Origin of the sequence: Acinetobacter sp. GSS19 (genome assembly GCF_028621895.1) — a bacterium.
GTDB lineage: Bacteria > Pseudomonadota > Gammaproteobacteria > Pseudomonadales > Moraxellaceae > Acinetobacter.
The window spans coordinates 367,333-383,174 of the sequence record NZ_CP117520.1 but is presented as its reverse complement, the minus strand read 5'-3'; the positions used below and the strand labels follow the sequence as shown (position 1 = coordinate 383,174).

At 45.5% G+C, this 15,842-nt stretch carries 14 protein-coding genes and 4 tRNA genes; 10 read left to right on the top strand and 8 right to left on the bottom strand.

Going from position 1 to position 15,842, the window contains the following annotated elements; genetic code table 11:
• The first annotated feature begins 235 nt into the window (after window positions 1–235).
• From miaB to ybeY, 3 genes are read left to right on the top strand one after another with little or no spacing between them, the layout of a single operon-like run.
• Complete coding sequence (miaB, locus tag PGW99_RS01950) at window positions 236–1,690, top strand: tRNA (N6-isopentenyl adenosine(37)-C2)-methylthiotransferase MiaB (RefSeq protein ID WP_273778420.1); 1,455 nt, start codon at window positions 236–238, stop codon at window positions 1,688–1,690.
• 35 nt (window positions 1,691–1,725) lie between these two features.
• Window positions 1,726–2,805: a PhoH family protein gene (locus PGW99_RS01945; RefSeq protein WP_273778419.1), complete on the top strand. Its 1,080-nt coding sequence runs from the start codon at window positions 1,726–1,728 to the stop codon at window positions 2,803–2,805.
• 12 nt (window positions 2,806–2,817) lie between these two features.
• Entirely contained in the window at window positions 2,818–3,303 is a 486-nt protein-coding gene (gene ybeY, locus PGW99_RS01940) for an rRNA maturation RNase YbeY (protein ID WP_273778417.1), read from the top strand.
• Window positions 3,304–3,357: 54 nt separating this feature from the next.
• On the opposite strand, the gene PGW99_RS01935 is transcribed toward ybeY, so the two are convergent.
• Window positions 3,358–4,239: an energy transducer TonB gene (locus PGW99_RS01935; protein WP_273778416.1), complete on the bottom strand. Its 882-nt coding sequence runs from the start codon at window positions 4,237–4,239 to the stop codon at window positions 3,358–3,360.
• A 235-nt stretch (window positions 4,240–4,474) separates the two neighbouring features.
• Here PGW99_RS01935 and PGW99_RS01930 point away from each other — a divergent pair, with 235 nt between their 5' ends.
• Window positions 4,475–5,149, top strand: coding sequence for a hypothetical protein (locus PGW99_RS01930; protein WP_273779399.1), 675 nt, complete (start codon window positions 4,475–4,477; stop codon window positions 5,147–5,149).
• Between the two features lie 126 nt (window positions 5,150–5,275).
• Window positions 5,276–5,989: a DUF3108 domain-containing protein gene (locus tag PGW99_RS01925; RefSeq protein WP_273778414.1), complete on the top strand. Its 714-nt coding sequence runs from the start codon at window positions 5,276–5,278 to the stop codon at window positions 5,987–5,989.
• A gap of 89 nt (window positions 5,990–6,078) precedes the next feature.
• On the opposite strand, the gene wrbA is transcribed toward PGW99_RS01925, so the two are convergent.
• On the bottom strand, window positions 6,079–6,672 hold the full coding sequence (gene wrbA, locus PGW99_RS01920; protein ID WP_273778413.1) for an NAD(P)H:quinone oxidoreductase: 594 nt from the start codon (window positions 6,670–6,672) through the stop codon (window positions 6,079–6,081).
• Between the two features lie 111 nt (window positions 6,673–6,783).
• Between wrbA and PGW99_RS01915 the strand changes: the two genes are divergently transcribed.
• Window positions 6,784–8,028 (top strand): YihY family inner membrane protein, encoded by a 1,245-nt coding sequence (locus PGW99_RS01915; protein ID WP_273778412.1) that lies wholly within the window; start codon window positions 6,784–6,786, stop codon window positions 8,026–8,028.
• Window positions 8,029–8,075: 47 nt separating this feature from the next.
• Here the strand turns inward: PGW99_RS01915 and PGW99_RS01910 are convergent, their stop codons facing one another.
• The 6 genes from PGW99_RS01910 to PGW99_RS01885 all read right to left on the bottom strand — a co-directional run bounded on the left by PGW99_RS01910 (window position 8,076) and on the right by PGW99_RS01885 (window position 10,020).
• Window positions 8,076–8,714 carry a fumarylacetoacetate hydrolase family protein gene (locus tag PGW99_RS01910; RefSeq protein ID WP_273778411.1) on the bottom strand — a complete coding sequence of 213 codons (639 nt, stop codon included), beginning with the start codon at window positions 8,712–8,714 and terminating at the stop codon, window positions 8,076–8,078.
• Between the two features lie 8 nt (window positions 8,715–8,722).
• Window positions 8,723–9,220, bottom strand: a complete 498-nt coding sequence (locus tag PGW99_RS01905; RefSeq protein WP_273778410.1) for a YcxB family protein — start codon at window positions 9,218–9,220, stop codon at window positions 8,723–8,725.
• Window positions 9,221–9,377: 157 nt separating this feature from the next.
• Window positions 9,378–9,454, bottom strand: a tRNA-Arg gene (locus PGW99_RS01900).
• 273 nt (window positions 9,455–9,727) lie between these two features.
• Window positions 9,728–9,804: transfer RNA gene (locus PGW99_RS01895), tRNA-Arg, on the bottom strand.
• A 33-nt stretch (window positions 9,805–9,837) separates the two neighbouring features.
• Window positions 9,838–9,914, bottom strand: a tRNA-Arg gene (locus PGW99_RS01890).
• A 16-nt stretch (window positions 9,915–9,930) separates the two neighbouring features.
• Window positions 9,931–10,020: transfer RNA gene (locus tag PGW99_RS01885), tRNA-Ser, on the bottom strand.
• Between the two features lie 268 nt (window positions 10,021–10,288).
• Between PGW99_RS01885 and rnr the strand changes: the two genes are divergently transcribed.
• The 4 genes from rnr (at window position 10,289) to PGW99_RS01865 (ending at window position 15,600) form a co-directional block, all read left to right on the top strand.
• Window positions 10,289–12,709, top strand: coding sequence for a ribonuclease R (gene rnr, locus PGW99_RS01880; RefSeq protein WP_273779398.1), 2,421 nt, complete (start codon window positions 10,289–10,291; stop codon window positions 12,707–12,709).
• 161 nt (window positions 12,710–12,870) lie between these two features.
• Complete coding sequence (locus PGW99_RS01875; protein ID WP_443098203.1) at window positions 12,871–14,910, top strand: M3 family metallopeptidase; 2,040 nt, start codon at window positions 12,871–12,873, stop codon at window positions 14,908–14,910.
• Between the two features lie 43 nt (window positions 14,911–14,953).
• Window positions 14,954–15,163, top strand: coding sequence for a YheV family putative zinc ribbon protein (locus PGW99_RS01870; protein ID WP_273779396.1), 210 nt, complete (start codon window positions 14,954–14,956; stop codon window positions 15,161–15,163).
• Between the two features lie 11 nt (window positions 15,164–15,174).
• Window positions 15,175–15,600, top strand: a complete 426-nt coding sequence (locus PGW99_RS01865; protein WP_273778409.1) for a hypothetical protein — start codon at window positions 15,175–15,177, stop codon at window positions 15,598–15,600.
• Window positions 15,601–15,842 lie beyond the last annotated feature (242 nt).

Sequence of the window (15,842 nt, the reverse complement as noted above, 5' to 3'; positions counted from 1 at the left end):
ATCCACCCTTGATGGATATTTTAGTTATTCCAAAACAACAGTATTGTTGTCTTATGTAACCTTATGACTAAAAGGGATTAATTTTCAAATATTTTTTATTAAAAAATCAACATGCTAAGCCGGACAGATTTTTATAAGTTTAACGCTAAATGCTGCTAAAATAGTGCTCTCATTTTTTGATCCCTCCCATGGACGTGTCTCGGCATTGCCATGTTTATCCGTTTTAGGAGCCTACATGACGGTTCAAACCTTCATCCCCACTGCTGCCAACGCTGCCTCAGAAAACACTGTCCACCAGCCTGCGCACACTTCTTCTCAAGGCACAGTCAAAAAACTGTACATTGAGACGCAAGGGTGTCAGATGAATGAGTATGACAGTCACCGTATGGCGGATCTGCTTGGCGACTCTCATGGTTATGTATTAACCACAGATCCAAGTGATGCCGATATTCTGCTGATGAACACCTGTTCTATTCGTGAGAAAGCACAAGAAAAAGTATTCAGCGAACTCGGTCGCTGGCGCAAACTGAAAGAAAAAAATCCGGAGCTGATTATTGGCGTCGGCGGTTGCGTGGCCTCACAAGAAGGCGACAATATTCAGAAACGCGCGCCTTATGTCGATATGGTTTTTGGCCCACAAACCCTGCACCGTTTACCACAGATGCTGGATCAGCACCAAGAGCAGGTTGAATTACCGAAAAAAGAAAAAATCAAACTCGTTGATATTTCCTTCCCGGATATTGAAAAATTTGACTTTCTGCCAGAACCTCGTGTCGAAGGTTATAAGGCCTTTGTTTCAATTATGGAAGGTTGTTCCAAATATTGTTCATTCTGTGTTGTACCTTATACACGGGGTGAAGAGGTCTCACGTCCACTTGATGATGTCCTTGCAGAGATCGCGACTCTAGCCGAAAAAGGCGTACGTGAAGTCAGCCTGTTAGGTCAAAACGTCAATGGCTATCGTGGTGAAACCTTTGAAGGCGGCATTTGCACCTTCCCTGAATTGTTACGTTTAGTTGCAGAAATTCCGGGTATCGGTCGAATTCGCTACACCACCTCGCACCCACTCGAATTCTCTGATGAGCTGATCCAGTGCTACCGTGACTTGCCACAGATGGTGTCACATCTGCACTTACCTGTACAAAGCGGTTCGAATGCCGTGTTACAGGCAATGAAGCGCAACCATACCATTGATGTGTATATCGACAAGATTGCTAAACTGCGTCAAGTACGCCCAGATATGCATTTATCAAGTGATTTCATTATCGGTTTCCCGGGTGAAACGGATGAGCTCTTTGCTGAAACCTTACAGTTTATTAAAGACTTGGATTTTGACCACTCTTATAGCTTCGTCTACTCAAAGCGTCCTGGCACCCCTGCTGCAGAATTACCAGATGACACGCCAGAAGAAGTGAAAAAAGAACGTTTGGCTCAAGTTCAGCAGGTCATCAAGCAATCGAGCATTGATAAAACAGATGCCATGCTCGGCACCATCCAGCGCGTTCTGGTCGAGAACGTTTCAGAAAAAGATCCGAATTTGCTCGTCGGCACTGCAGACAACACCCGTTTAGTAACTTTTATTGGGGACGCTGCTTGGGTTGGACGTTTTGCCGAGATTGAGATTACCGAAATTAAAACGCTGAATTTAGTTTACGGAGAACTCTTGAATCTAGAGCCAGACGTGGCGTAATGTAAGGCGACAAGCTAACTTCATAAGGATTTCTCTTGACTGCAGCGATTCGACGTACAGTAACTTTTACCGGGATTTCGATGGATCGTTTACAAAGCATGTTGGGTGCTTATAACGGCCATCTGAAACAGATCGAACAGCGTTTAAATGTTCAGATTACCCAACGTGGAGACGCCTTTTTTATCGATGGCGATATTGATGCAGTAGAACGTGCCGAAGCCTTGTTGCATCGGCTGTTCGAGGAATCCGAACCTCCTAGGCAAATCACAGCCGATCAGTTGCACCTCATGATTCAGGGCAGTCAGACCGAACGCGAGCTGTTGGACGATCCAGATCAGGAACATACCGGTCTGGATAATGTCTGGCTGCAAACCCGCAAAGGACGGATTAACCCGCGTGGTGCCAACCAGAAACGTTATGTGCAGCGTATCCTGCAAAGCGACATTTCCTTTGGTATTGGTCCGGCAGGAACAGGGAAAACCTATCTGGCCGTTGCCGCAGCCGTCGATATGCTGGAGCGCAATGAAATTCAGCGCATTCTATTGGTTCGTCCTGCTGTCGAAGCCGGTGAAAAACTTGGCTTCCTGCCGGGTGATCTGACCCAGAAGATCGACCCTTATCTGCGTCCGCTGTATGATGCGCTGTATGAGATGCTCGGCTTTGAAAAAGTCGCCAAAATGATTGAACGCCAAATCATTGAAGTTGCTCCTCTTGCCTATATGCGTGGTCGTACCTTGAACCACTCTTTTGTGATTCTGGATGAAGCACAAAATACCACGCCCGAACAGATGAAAATGTTCCTCACCCGTTTAGGCTTTGGTTCACGTGCTGTCATTACCGGGGATATTACCCAGGTCGACTTGCCGCGTGGCCAGCAATCAGGTTTGGCACATGCCTTACGCGTATTGGAGCCGATCAAGGAAATTCACATTACCCGCTTCCACTCGCGTGATGTCGTACGTCACCAGTTAGTGCAGAAAATTGTCGAGGCCTATGAAGGCTGGGATAGTGAACAGCAGCGTTTAAGTGCTGAAGCACGTGCCGAACGTAAGGCCCGTCAAGAAGCCTTAATGGCTGAACATAATGCTGCTGCAGACCAGCAGCATAACGAATAAAAAGGTGTATTTTTGAAACTGAGTCTGTCTTTACAGCAGGACTTTAAAAGTCCTGCTCTGGAAGTAAAACGTGGTGCCCTGAAAAAAGTCCTGGAAACCACCTTGCGTCATGTACACATGGACAGTGATTGTGAAATGGGCATTGCCTGTGTTGATCTTGCTGAAAGCCAACAGCTCAACCTGCAATACCGTGAAAAAGACAAACCAACCAACGTTTTATCTTTCCCCAGTGAAGTTCCGGAGGAAGTGCTTCCGATGCTGGAAGCTTTACCGCTCGGTGACCTGGTGATCTGCATCCCGGTTGTTCTGTGTGAAGCAGAGGAACAGGCGAAACAGCCGCTCGATCATTTCACCCATATGCTGGTGCATGGTACCTTGCATTTACTCGGTTATGATCATGAAACTTCAGAAGCCGATGCTGAAGAAATGGAAGCGTTAGAAATCGAGATTATGGCCAAATTAGGCGTCAGTAATCCCTATACTGAACGCGATGAATAAGCATCAAAAAAGCGAGCCTGGAGCTCGCTTTTTTATGATCAAGAAAAGAATGAATTAATGAACTTCAAATTCTGCTTCTGCAGGATCAAAACGCCAGGTCCGGATAATTCTCAGCTCGGAAATCTCGCGCATGTTGGCATCAAAACGTCCAAAAGGTGCACCCTTACGCACAGAAGCTTTTGCTGCTTCATCCAGAATAGGATGACCTGAACTTTCCAGCAGAGTGATCGCACGGATTCCACCCTGTGAATTGAGTGCCACCATCAAACGGACTTCACCAGATAAGCGCTGCTGTTTGGCTTGTTCCGGATAATAGCGGTTGCCATACAACTCCACCTTTTGTCGAAACTTGTCGAGATAGGCCGCTGAAGCATCCTGTTTCGCCTGAATACCATCGACGGTTTTAATTTTTTGCTGTCGACTAAAATTTTGCTGTCGTTGTAAATACTGCGCTTCCAGACTCGCCACCATGGCTGCTTTCGCCTGGAACTGACTTTGTAACTCTTCGAGGGCTTTTTTACGCTGCTTTTCTTCGGCCTGTTTTTGCCAGCTCAACACTGTCATGAGCACTTTTTCCTCGAATTTAAGCTCACGTTGTTGCTGCATCGATTCTAAAGTTTCGTTAGGCTGCTCACCATTGGTCTGATCCTGCATTGGCACAGACATATCACTCGACATGCGATGAGCTTCTTGAAATTTTCCCGCGCCCTGCTGATCCGCTTGGGCAAGGAAATCGGCCTCCTGAACTTTATCCGCACTTGGACGCAACGTGATCGCAATATCCTTGCTCGCCGCCTCTGACGGTTCAGGCATTGCAAATTGAATGGCCAAGATCAGGGCATGCAAAATCACAGCAAATGTCACGGCACCGACAAATATCGGATCTTTCCACCAAAATGCAGTGAAACTGGATTTAAACAATGCTTTTTTTACCATGGCATTCTGCTGACAAAAAATGTCCATCCCCAAATTGCGAAAACAGTATAATAAAAAATATATACCCTCTCTGAATAGCATTGTATTTCGGCAGTTTCTCTACGGCATCAAAGAATCCACAGCAAAATGTGATGTCATGCACAATCCATCCGGAAGAATACTTGATTTTTTTTTTGCATTCGCCAAGATGGGCATTCATATTGAATTTGATCTGTTTTTCTGGAAGCTCCTGTATATGCAAACGCTGATTTCCAATTTCTCTAAACGTCTTCGCCAAGTGTATCAACGGGCGGAAGAATTTATTGAAGAGGAGCGCGAGTTTGCTTTATCGCAAGTCTTCCTGAATGCCACCTTTAAGCGCTACGTCACGGATAACGTCAGAATTTTACAAGACTTACATGCAGATTTGCATGAAGACTGGTTAAGACTGTATGCAACGCTTGAAGTCAAAGGTCTACATACCACACTGTCCGTAGACTTAAAGCTGATTCAGATGGAACTCAACCAACGTGTCCAACTGGTCGTCTTTGAACAGATCAGTGAAACTCAAGTGGTGGAAGCACGCTTTAAAAACTGGTTCCAGAAAGTTGGCTTTTATGCAGCAATCTTCTTTTATCAAAAAATCTTAAAAGAAGACCCCTTAGGGAAAATCCTGGAAAAATACCAGATCGTACGGGCTCAGGATGAGTTGTTATATCTGGATTTGAATCGCTGGATGGGAAAAAGCCGCTCTGTGATCGAAACCTTAGGCAAGGTACATATTAACCATGCCCGATTACGCGAAACAGAGTTAGTTATTCTGGGAAATGTAAATCTGGCTGCCCTCCTCAACAAAATGAGTAATATGGCTTCTGACACGGATTCCTTTGATCTCCGAGATAGTCAAGTGTCTCCGATTCAGCAAAAATAAAAGACTTGCGTGGCTCTACAGGATTTATACAGTTTTCACATGATTATGTGGATTTCTCCATGATTTAAAGCACAGCCACGCGTTACAATTATTTCAAACATTTCTTTACTTAGGACTGATCCACTAATGGCGATTTCACTTGTTAAAAACATGCGTCTGGTGTTGGGATTTACGACTACTGTCTTGTTAACCAGCATGACGGGCCACGCACTCGCCATGAGTCCATTCCAAGCCAGTTATCAGTTTTCTTATAATGGTAAAAACCTAGGTTCCGCCACGCGTACGCTCAGCAAAAGTGGCAATCAGTGGAATTATGTTTTTAGTGCCAGAGCTGGGGGGCTTGCCTCAGCGACTGAAAGCAGCCGTTTTAGCTTTAACGAAGGTAAAATCATTTCTAATGACTTTAAACGTAGCAGCAAAGTCTTATTGCGTAATGACACATTAACGATTGATTTTCGCCCTGAAGAACATTTAATAACCACCAAAAAAAATAATAAAGCTCGTTCTTTTGCTTGGAAATCCGGTGTTCTGGATGAATTAAATGCTGAGCTGCAAATTCGTGAGGATCTGAAAGCTTCAGGTTTAAAGTCAACCTATCCGATCGCAGATGCCAAAGCAGCAGATATACGTCATTTTACCCAAGAAGGTCATGAAAGCATAAAAACACGTTATGGAACATTTAATACCATTAAAGTTAAAATTCAGCACAGTGATCCACAACGCAATACGATCTTCTGGCTTGCACCTGAACTGGACTACTTACCAGTGAAAGTCAGCCATAAAGATGAAGGCAGTTCCTATGGCTTACTCTTGACAGGCTACAAAGGCCCAACCCAATAAACTGACGTAACAAACTTCTGTCTTTCGACACATCTTGAATGTTTTGAGATATTACTCAAAGAGCACCTTAAGGTGCTCTTTGATTGCTTTTAACTGGACAGTTTTTTCACTAACTCACCCAAGCGCTTGCCTTGTGCTTCACAAAGAGCTTTTTCATCCTGACTCAGGCTGAGCTCATGACGTGGCCCGCTGACGTGACTAGCCCCATACGGCGTTCCCCCACTTTGCGTATTTGATAGCGCTGGATGGGCATTCGGTAAACCCATGATAAACATGCCGTGATGGAACAAGGGCGGTAACATACTAAACAAAGTCATTTCCTGACCACCATGCATAGCCCCAGAGGACGTAAAAATGCAGGCCGGTTTATTATGCAGTGCACCATTCAGCCAGAGGCTAGTCGTCTGATCCCAGAAATATTTCATTTCTGCCGCCATATTGCCGAAGCGTGTTGGTGAACCGAGCGCCAAACCTGCACAATTGGCTAGATCATCCAAAGTACAATAAATATCCCCTTGCTCTGGGATACTTGGTTCTGCTTCCTTGATTGAAGGGAAAACATGAGGCACTGTACGGATTTTTACCAAGACACCCGCCGCCTCCACGCCATTTGCGATGAGATGTGCCATTTCCCGGGTAGAACCATATTTGCTGTAGTACAGCACAAGGACATATGCTTGCATATTATTTAAAAAATTTGGTTAAAAAGAAAAACTATACGGTATTTCTCTTACTTTTTGGCTAAGCTAATAATAAATCACCGCAAGAACATCAAAAAATTGAGATCCGTGCCGATGATGCATTTATTAAAGAAACTGCCTTTTTATCAAGAAACCTGGTTTCAGTTTGTGGTCTTTGTTATTCGTCGTTTCGAAGCAGATCGCTGCCGGGAACAGGCAGGCTCTTTAACCTACACTACGCTGTTTGCTGTAGTGCCGATGCTCACGGTATTCTTGGTGATCATTTCTTCAATTAAGGCCTTAGAACCGGCACGGCAACAATTACAACAATTAATCTATAGTCATTTCCTACCCAAAAGTACCATCGCATTTGATAAGGCACTGAATGCCTTTACAGAAAAATCCAGCAATTTGACCGCCATCGGGGTGCTGTTTCTGTTTATCACTACGGTACTGATGCTGATCAGTGTAGAAGGTGCTTTTAATCGCATCTGGCGGGTCAAAGAAACCCGCGGTGGGATTATGGGTTTCATGCGTTACTGGACCATTATTTCCTTAGGACCGATTGTCTTAGGCAGTGCCTTTGCGCTTTCCTCTACCGTCGCTTCCATGAATATCCTGAGCAATAATTTTGCAGGTTATGAAGTGGATGGAGCATTTATCTTATGGATCATTTCATTTGCTCTCACGGTCATCGGTTTTTTTATTCTGTACTGGACCATTCCTAATCGCAGTGTCCCGATCTCAGCCGCAGCAGTTGCGGGTCTATTCAGTGCTGTGGTATTTGAGCTGTTAAAAAATCTGTTTAGCTTGATCATGGCCAATTTTACCAGCTATGAAATTGTCTATGGTGCCTTTGCTGCCGTGCCGATTTTCCTACTCTGGATTTATCTGTCGTGGAATATCGTCCTGCTCGGCGTCGAAATCAGCTATGCACTCACAGCCTTTCATACCAGCAAAGAAAGATTACGACATCCAGTACTCATGCTGTTGGATATTTTGGAACTGTTCTATCGCAAACAGCAGATCGGTGCGAGTGTCAGTGATGAAGAAGCCCTGAATATTCTGGGTCGCGGTGAGATGGGGCACTGGCCCACTTATGTGCTGATGCTGGAACAGCAAAATCTGATCAAGCGTACCGATAATGACGAATATGTTTTGGTTCGCAATCTGGCTCAGGTCGATTTCTGGAGTTTTTATAGTGCCCTGCCGTATCCGCTGCCTTTACGCAAGGATATCGGCAATCTGCATGCGGATGACAGATGGATCTGCCGGATCGGCCAGGCTCTGATCGAAACGGATGATTATCTGGCAGCGAAGCTGTCTATTCCACTCGCACGTATTTTTGAACAAAAATAATTTCGAGCCTAGGATCAGCGGGTGATCCTAGGTCATACGATAAAAAATTATTTTACAAAGGTCGTCCAGACAAAATCCTGCGTTGTGCCATTCAAGGTCATGGTCAACTGATCGCCTGAATGCAACGCTGCAACACCAGCAGGTGTGCCAGTCATAATCACATCGCCCGGCTGTAGAGAGAAACTCTGACTGATTTCTGCAATCAAAGCACCAATCTCAAAAATCAGTAAGGCTGTATTACCTTTTTGACGGATTTCGTCATTAACCTGTAACTGATAGCTTACTGCTTTCCAGTCCTGGATTTCGCTTACCTCCACCCAGCTTCCGAGCAGACATGAGCCATCAAAAGCTTTGGCACGCTCCCAAGGCTGACCTTTGGCTTTTAATTCATTTTGTAGATCACGCAAGGTTAAATCCAGCCCCAAAGTCACCGCACCCACCGCCTGCAAGGCTTGAGATGGATCTGTTTCTGCTTTTAATGGCTGATCGATACGCAAGCTCAACTCACACTCATAATGGCAATCCCCGAGAGCCCGATTCCATGCGATTCCCTGCTCCAGACTCACCAAACTGCTCGGTGGCTTGATAAACAGAACTGGACGGTCAGGAACAGCATTACCCAACTCTTTGGCATGATCTGCATAACTGCGACCAACACAGACAATCTTTGATGGAATGCTCATCACAATCTTCCTTATTTTTTAAAGGTGTTTTCAAATAAACTCTGGTCGGCTGCATTGGCAAAAGCACGCTTTGGCACAATCACCACCATACGGTTATTAAACTCGATCATATAAGTCAAGTCGCTGCTGGCAAAATGGCGAACGGCGCTATAAGCAAATACCTGTTTGCGTCCATTGACGTAGAGTTCAACATGATCCTGGAACAGTTCAATCCCCTGTTCGCTTTTCCCGAGCTGATATTTGACAAACTGGCGCTTGAAGACCATCGGTAAAAACCAGTAGCGCATCACCGCCTGTAAAACCAGAAAGAATGCCCCGAGCGCAACATAATAACGCCCGACTCCAGCGAATCCCAAATAAATACCCCACAGCATAATCCCGATGCTGATCAGCGGGGTCATAAAACGGGTGAATTGTTTTTTACCAAAGGCTGCTAGCGCAAAACCATCTTGTGATTCTTCCAGATTGAGCTGATAACGTAGCGCCAAGGCAGGTTGTTGATCTGTCATAACGAAAATTCGGTTGGTCGTATAATCGCCGCTATTAGAGCATATTCAGATAGTCTTGAAAAATAATAGACGGATTTATTTCAAGAGGGGTAAAGGGAGAAGATTGGGGAAATTTCAGGCACAAAAAAACCGCTATAAAGCGGTTTCTTATTCAAGTTGGTGCGCTCAGAGAGATTCGAACTCCCGACCCCTTAGTTCGTAGCCAAGTGCTCTATCCAGCTGAGCTATGAGCGCGTACCTGATGCGTTGCATTATACGCAGTTTTTATCGAAAGATGAGGTTTTTTTCATTGAACTGCAACCAAACGTTTAGATATTGTTCTACTTTGCAGAAAATCTTGTTTTTCAGCCCACTGTTTTATATTCAAGCAGTAAAAATACTGAAGACTGGTACAGTTTTGATGAATAAGAACAGCTAAAAAACAAGCTTTCTTACGAAGATGCAAATGAATTTATTAGAAAATTTCAGGCACAAAAAAACCGCTATAAAGCGGTTTCTTATTCAAGTTGGTGCGCTCAGAGAGATTCGAACTCCCGACCCCTTAGTTCGTAGCCAAGTGCTCTATCCAGCTGAGCTATGAGCGCATATACTTGTGTTTCGTTTTCGTTTAACTTACTTGGTGCGCTCAGAGAGATTCGAACTCCCGACCCCTTAGTTCGTAGCCAAGTGCTCTATCCAGCTGAGCTATGAGCGCTTCACGTAAGTAAACGTGGCGGTGAGAGAGGGATTCGAACCCTCGATACAGTTGCCCGTATGCGTCCTTAGCAGGGACGTGGTTTCAGCCACTCACCCATCTCACCGTAACGAGCCGCCATAATACAAACTAAACTTCGGTTCTTCAAGGGATACCCCTAAAAAAAACCGTATTTTTGGTTCAATTAAATACTTTTTAAGCAATTTACCCCAAAAAGCGGTTTGAATTACCGGTTTATCCGGGATACAGCAGGATCTCCAAGAAAAAATCGGATGGAAAACACCGTATAAACAAGAATATTGTACGCAATGACGTGCAGTCTTACTCAGCATGACTTATGCTTAAAGCTATGTTCTGACGTAAAGCCAAAAGATATTATGAAAAACTGGGTCGATCCTGAAGCAAAAGCCGAAGCCGAACGCTACGACAATCCTATTCCAAGCCGCACACTGATTACTGATACGATTGAACAATTACAATCCCCGCAATCACATGCAGATCTGGTCGAGCATTTTGCAATCCAGGATCAGCAGAGCATTGAAGCGCTAAATCATCGCCTGAGTGCAATGGTGCGTGATGGCCAACTCATGAAAGATGGTTTCAAGTTTCAGTTGGCCACTGATCAACCGACCCATGATGCAACTGTTTATATCAACAGTAAGGGTCTCGGCATTGCCCAGGTCGATGGCCAAGACGACTTGTTACTTCCCGAACGCGAACTGCGTTTAGTGTTTAATGGTGACCGCGTTAAAGTACGCCAGACCTCGGTAGACCGTAAAGGCAAGCCTTGGGGCTTTATTAGCGAAGTGACCCAGCGTCGGGTCAAACAGATTATTGGCAAAGTCAGCTGCTATGACAATGAATACTTTGTCCAGCCGAGCATGCCAAATGCTCATCAACCGATCACGCTCGAAAAAGAATTGATCGAACATGCGCAGATCAAACTGGGAGATTCCATCCGCGTCGCGATTGATGACTACCCAACCCGTGAAGAACTCGCGACCGGCCATATTGTGCAATCGATGGCAGATAAATCGGATACCGAAATCATTATCCCACAGACCATTCTGGAATTTGGTCTGCCGTATGAGTTCCCAGAAGACGTTCTCAAACAAGCCGCCAGCTACAAAGAACCGGGCGAGAAAGACCGTGAAGGTCGTGTTGATTTACGCGATCTGGCCTTGGTAACCATTGATGGTGAAGATGCCCGTGACTTTGATGATGCCGTGTATGCAGAAAAACGTCCGGGTGGTGGCTACCGAGTCGTTGTTGCGATTGCCGATGTGAGCCATTATGTCAAACTGGATTCAGCACTTGATCAGGAGGCAGTGGAACGTGGCACATCCGTCTACTTCCCACACTTCGTGTTACCGATGTTACCTGAAGCCTTATCCAATGGGCTGTGTTCGCTCAATCCCCATGTTGATCGCTTGTGCATGGTGTGTGACCTGAAAGTGTCACGTGCTGGCCGGGTCACCGATTATGAGTTTTATCCGGCCGTCATGCACTCCAAGGCACGCCTCACCTACAATCAGGTCGCCAAATATTTCCAAGGTGACAGTGAGGTCATTCCCGCTGATCGTGCAGTACAGAAATCACTGAATACACTCTTCCAGCTCTATCAGGTGCTCACTACTTTGCGTAGCCAACGTCATGCATTGGAATTTGAAACCATTGAAACCTACATGACCTTTGACCAGCTCGGCGGGATTGATGAAATCTTGCCGCGTAGCCGTAATGATGCGCACAAGCTGATCGAAGAATGTATGTTACTGGCCAACGTGGCAGCAGCAGACTATGCGCTGAAAAATGAGATCCCGATCTTGTACCGGGTGCATGAGCCACCAGAATTTTCTCGTATCCAGAAAGTCCGCGATTTTGTCAAACTGCTGGGACTGAATTTCCCTGAACAGCCAACACAAGCGGACTATCAAGCCGTGATTGATGCAACCAAAGATCGTATTGATGCACCAAGTATTCATGCGGTGTTATTGCGTTCCATGATGCAGGCCTATTACGGCGCCAAAAATTCCGGTCACTACGGCTTGGCTTATGAAGCCTATACACATTTCACCTCACCGATTCGCCGTTATCCGGATTTACTGTTACACCGTGCCATCAAAGCGCAACTGCAACAAAAAACATATCCGCTTTCTGGTGCTGCGCTAGATGATGCCGGAGAACATTTCTCACAAACCGAACGCCGTGCCGATGAAGCTTCACGTAGCGTGACCATGTGGTTGAAGTGCCACTATATGCAGCAGCATCTGGGTGAAGACTTTATTGGTGTGGTCAGTGCAGTGACTGAGTTTGGTCTATTTGTGACATTAAAGAATTTTTATATCGACGGCATGATTCACGTCAGCCAGCTCGGGGATGACTTCTTTGTGTATGATCAAGCCAGCCAAAGTCTGGTTGGACAAAACCGAGGACAGAGTTTTAGCCTCGGGGATGAAGTCCTGATTAAAGTGGCAGGCGTCAATCTGGAAGAACGCAAAATTGATTTTGCCTTGGTCAAACAACTGACCCATGCTGGCCGGATTATTCGCAGTCGTGCCCCACGTGTTGCAAAACCGGCAATCGATGAACAAGTCTATGCCGACAAGCGGACGCCCACAACGGAAGAGCGCGATACACCTGAACGTAAGAAAAAGCCCAAGAGCAAACCAAGCGCTTACACCAAAAAGCCGGGTAAAAAATCGATGGCTAAAGCAGATGTGAAAAGCAAAGAGAAAGCCAAGAAAAAAGACAAAGTCAAAAAGAAAAAATCCAATGCTAAACCTCGCACTGAGTAAATTCGCTTAAGTAAAACAAAATGGGAGCTTTGGCTCCCATTTTTCCCAGGCCCCACACTCTCACTGAAGCTTGTTCCGCACAAATAAAATCACTTCAACGCTTGATTTCAGTAACGACAAGACTTACATCTAAGGGCAAGAAGACCATTTGTAGCATCCATATGACTTTAGAACACGCAACATTACCTGTTCCACAGTTTGAGCAGATTCAGCTTACTGAACTGAAACAACAGATCGAACAGCATTTACAGCATGGCCTGAATTTTCTCAAGGGCTTACAACAGGTACCTCAGCAATTTTCGGCGCAGCGTGAGGTCTTAGCGGATATTGACGGTTTAGAGAACCAGCTCAATGAATCTTGGGGCATCCTATCGCATTTGAATGCCGTGATGAATAACACGGAAACTCGTGACACCTACCAGTTTCTGCTTCCAGCTTTAAGTGACTATTACACACAACTGGGTCAACATACCGTTCTCTATCAAACCTATCAGCAGGTGCACGACCGTAGCGAATTTAGTGAATTAAGCGCAGCCCAGCAAAGTGCCGTCAAACTGGCTCTGCGAGATTTCAAACTTTCAGGCGTAGCGCTCGAGGGTACAGCCAAAAAACGTTATGCAGAAATTTCTGCACGCCTGTCACAACTCTCCTCTGATTTTTCCAATCATGTGCTAGACGCGACCCAAGCCTATCATAAGCCTTTGACTGAACAACAACTGCAGGGTTTACCAGTATCAAGTATTGAATTACTGAAACAGTATGGTGCACAGCATGAACTCGATCAGGCGGTCGCGACCCTTGATATTCCATCTTATCTGGCAATTATGACCTATGCGGATGACCGCAGTCTGCGTGAAGAACTCTATCTAGCCTATACGACCCGTGCATCAGATCAATCTGAGCATACAGAATTTGACAACAGCGCCATCATGCAAGAAGTTTTGGCACTGCGTCAGGAAATGGCACAGTTATTGGGTTTCAACAATTATGCTGAATATTCTCTGGCCAGTAAAATGGCGCCGAATGTGCAAGCAGTGCAACAGTTCCTGGTTGAACTGGCAGAACATGCCTTGACACCAGCACTGGCTGAGATTGCTGAGCTCAAGGCCATGGCTCAAAGTGATGGTATCGAAACACTCCAACCTTGGGATACCACCTATTATTCGGAGAAATTAAAGCAGCAGCGTTTTAATCTTTCGCAAGAAGCCCTGAAACCTTATTTTCCTGTACCAAGAATTTTGCAAGGTCTGTTCCAGATTGTGAACCGCCTTTATGGTGTACAGATTGTTGAGCGTGCAGCGCCAGTCTGGCATCCAGACGCCCGCTATTTCGAGCTGGAAGATCAGGGCCAAGTGCTGGGCGGATTTTATTTTGACCTATATGCACGGAGTGGCAAACGTGGTGGTGCCTGGATGAGTGGCTTCCGTTCACGCATGCAAACTGCTCAAGGTCTGCAAAAACCAATCTGCTACATGGTCTGCAACTTTACCCCACCGGTCGGTGATCAGCCAGCGCTATTAACCCACGATGAAGTGAATACCCTGTTCCATGAATTTGGTCATGGCTTGCATCATTTATTAACCGAAGTCGACAATATTGCGGTTGCCGGTACGCACGGGGTAGCCTGGGATGCGGTTGAATTGCCAAGCCAGTTTATGGAATTCTGGACTTGGGATCAGCATAGTCTGGACTTACTCAGCGAACATATCAAAAGCAAAGAAAGCTTGCCTCATGAGCTGCTTGAAGCTCTGCTCGCTGCGCGCTTCTTTCAATCCGGAATGCAGACCTTACGCCAGCTTGAGTTTGCCCTGTTTGACCTGGAAATTCACTGCCAAACCCCTGCATTAACAACCGAACAAATTCAAAGCACACTCAATGCCATTCGTGCCAAATATGCAGTTGCACCTACGACGGCCTATAACCGCTTTCAGCACAGCTTTACCCACATCTTTGCCGGCGGCTATGCAGCAGGCTATTACTCTTACAAATGGGCTGAAGTTCTGGCCAGTGATGCCTTTGACCGTTTCGAAAATGAAGGGATTTTTAATACCGAGACTGGACATGAGTTTCGTAAGAAAATCCTAGCAGTTGGCGGAAAAGAAAAAGCGCTTGACGCATTTATCAGTTTCCGCGGAAGGGAGCCAAAAATAGATGCATTGTTACGTCATCAAGGTTGGACGAACCGCCCCAAAACGGCTTAAACTAGGCGCCTAATTTGATCAGCAGATGGTTAGAATGATGAATATTAAACGTCGTTTTATTGCAGGTGTGAAGTGTCCAAAATGTGAAGCTTTGGACCGTGTTGTCATGCTGACCTCTGCTGATGACGAGTGGATTGAATGTATAGAATGTGGTTACAGCGAGAACCGGCCAACCCATGTGGAACAGCCGGAAATTCCTGCTGAACCCGATGAAATTGGGGTTATACAGTTCAAGCCTCGTCGTTCCGAATAAAGGTTCGATTCATGACATTAGAGCAAAAAAACACCTCCACCTTATTATGGGGAATTATTGGTACGATCGTTATTCTGGTGGGTGCCTATGTGGCCTATGCCCAGTTCTTGGCAGAAGATCCATCTGCCGCCAATACCGAAGCCGTGATCGGTCAACCGATGACTAAGCCACAAGTAAAACCAGCTGAAGTCCAAGCACAGGTTGCAGCTGCTGCTTCTGAGCCTGCTACCACGCTCGTCGATGACAGTCTGTTAAAAGCGCCCGTTGCTGAAAATGAGACCCTGGCCAAAGATGAAATCGCCAAACTGGAAGATGTGCAGCAACAGCTGAAAGAGCAAGAAAATAGCCTGCAACAGCAACACAAAGATGCCGATGACTTAATCAAACTTAAAGAAGAACAGATCAAGCTGCTAGAAGCGCAATTGGCTCAGAAATAACTTAAATTGATGTTACCTCTCGGGCGAATAAATTGTTGACCTCGCCCGAAAGTTCATGAGGCGTCTTTTTAAAATTTATTTCATTGTCGTGCGGCTTGCTCAATCTTTGGCGGCCACTCTGCTTCGTTATGGTCTACAAGCCCATAATGGCATTAAAATTTTTTAAATTGCGGATAACTGTAGTGTTAGATGTGGATAAATCACATGTTATCCACAATACGATAATAAACTTATCTTTTTAG

Coding starts and splice junctions, on each gene's coding strand:
- miaB (WP_273778420.1), top strand. CDS start 236: ATGACGGTTCAAACCTTCATCCCCACTGCTGCCAACGCTGCCTCAGAA.
- PGW99_RS01935 (WP_273778416.1), bottom strand. CDS start 4,239: ATGGTAAAAAAAGCATTGTTTAAATCCAGTTTCACTGCATTTTGGTGG.
- PGW99_RS01930 (WP_273779399.1), top strand. CDS start 4,475: ATGCAAACGCTGATTTCCAATTTCTCTAAACGTCTTCGCCAAGTGTAT.
- PGW99_RS01925 (WP_273778414.1), top strand. CDS start 5,276: ATGGCGATTTCACTTGTTAAAAACATGCGTCTGGTGTTGGGATTTACG.
- wrbA (WP_273778413.1), bottom strand. CDS start 6,672: ATGCAAGCATATGTCCTTGTGCTGTACTACAGCAAATATGGTTCTACC.
- PGW99_RS01915 (WP_273778412.1), top strand. CDS start 6,784: ATGATGCATTTATTAAAGAAACTGCCTTTTTATCAAGAAACCTGGTTT.
- PGW99_RS01905 (WP_273778410.1), bottom strand. CDS start 9,220: ATGACAGATCAACAACCTGCCTTGGCGCTACGTTATCAGCTCAATCTG.
- PGW99_RS01875 (WP_443098203.1), top strand. CDS start 12,871: ATGACTTTAGAACACGCAACATTACCTGTTCCACAGTTTGAGCAGATT.
- PGW99_RS01865 (WP_273778409.1), top strand. CDS start 15,175: ATGACATTAGAGCAAAAAAACACCTCCACCTTATTATGGGGAATTATT.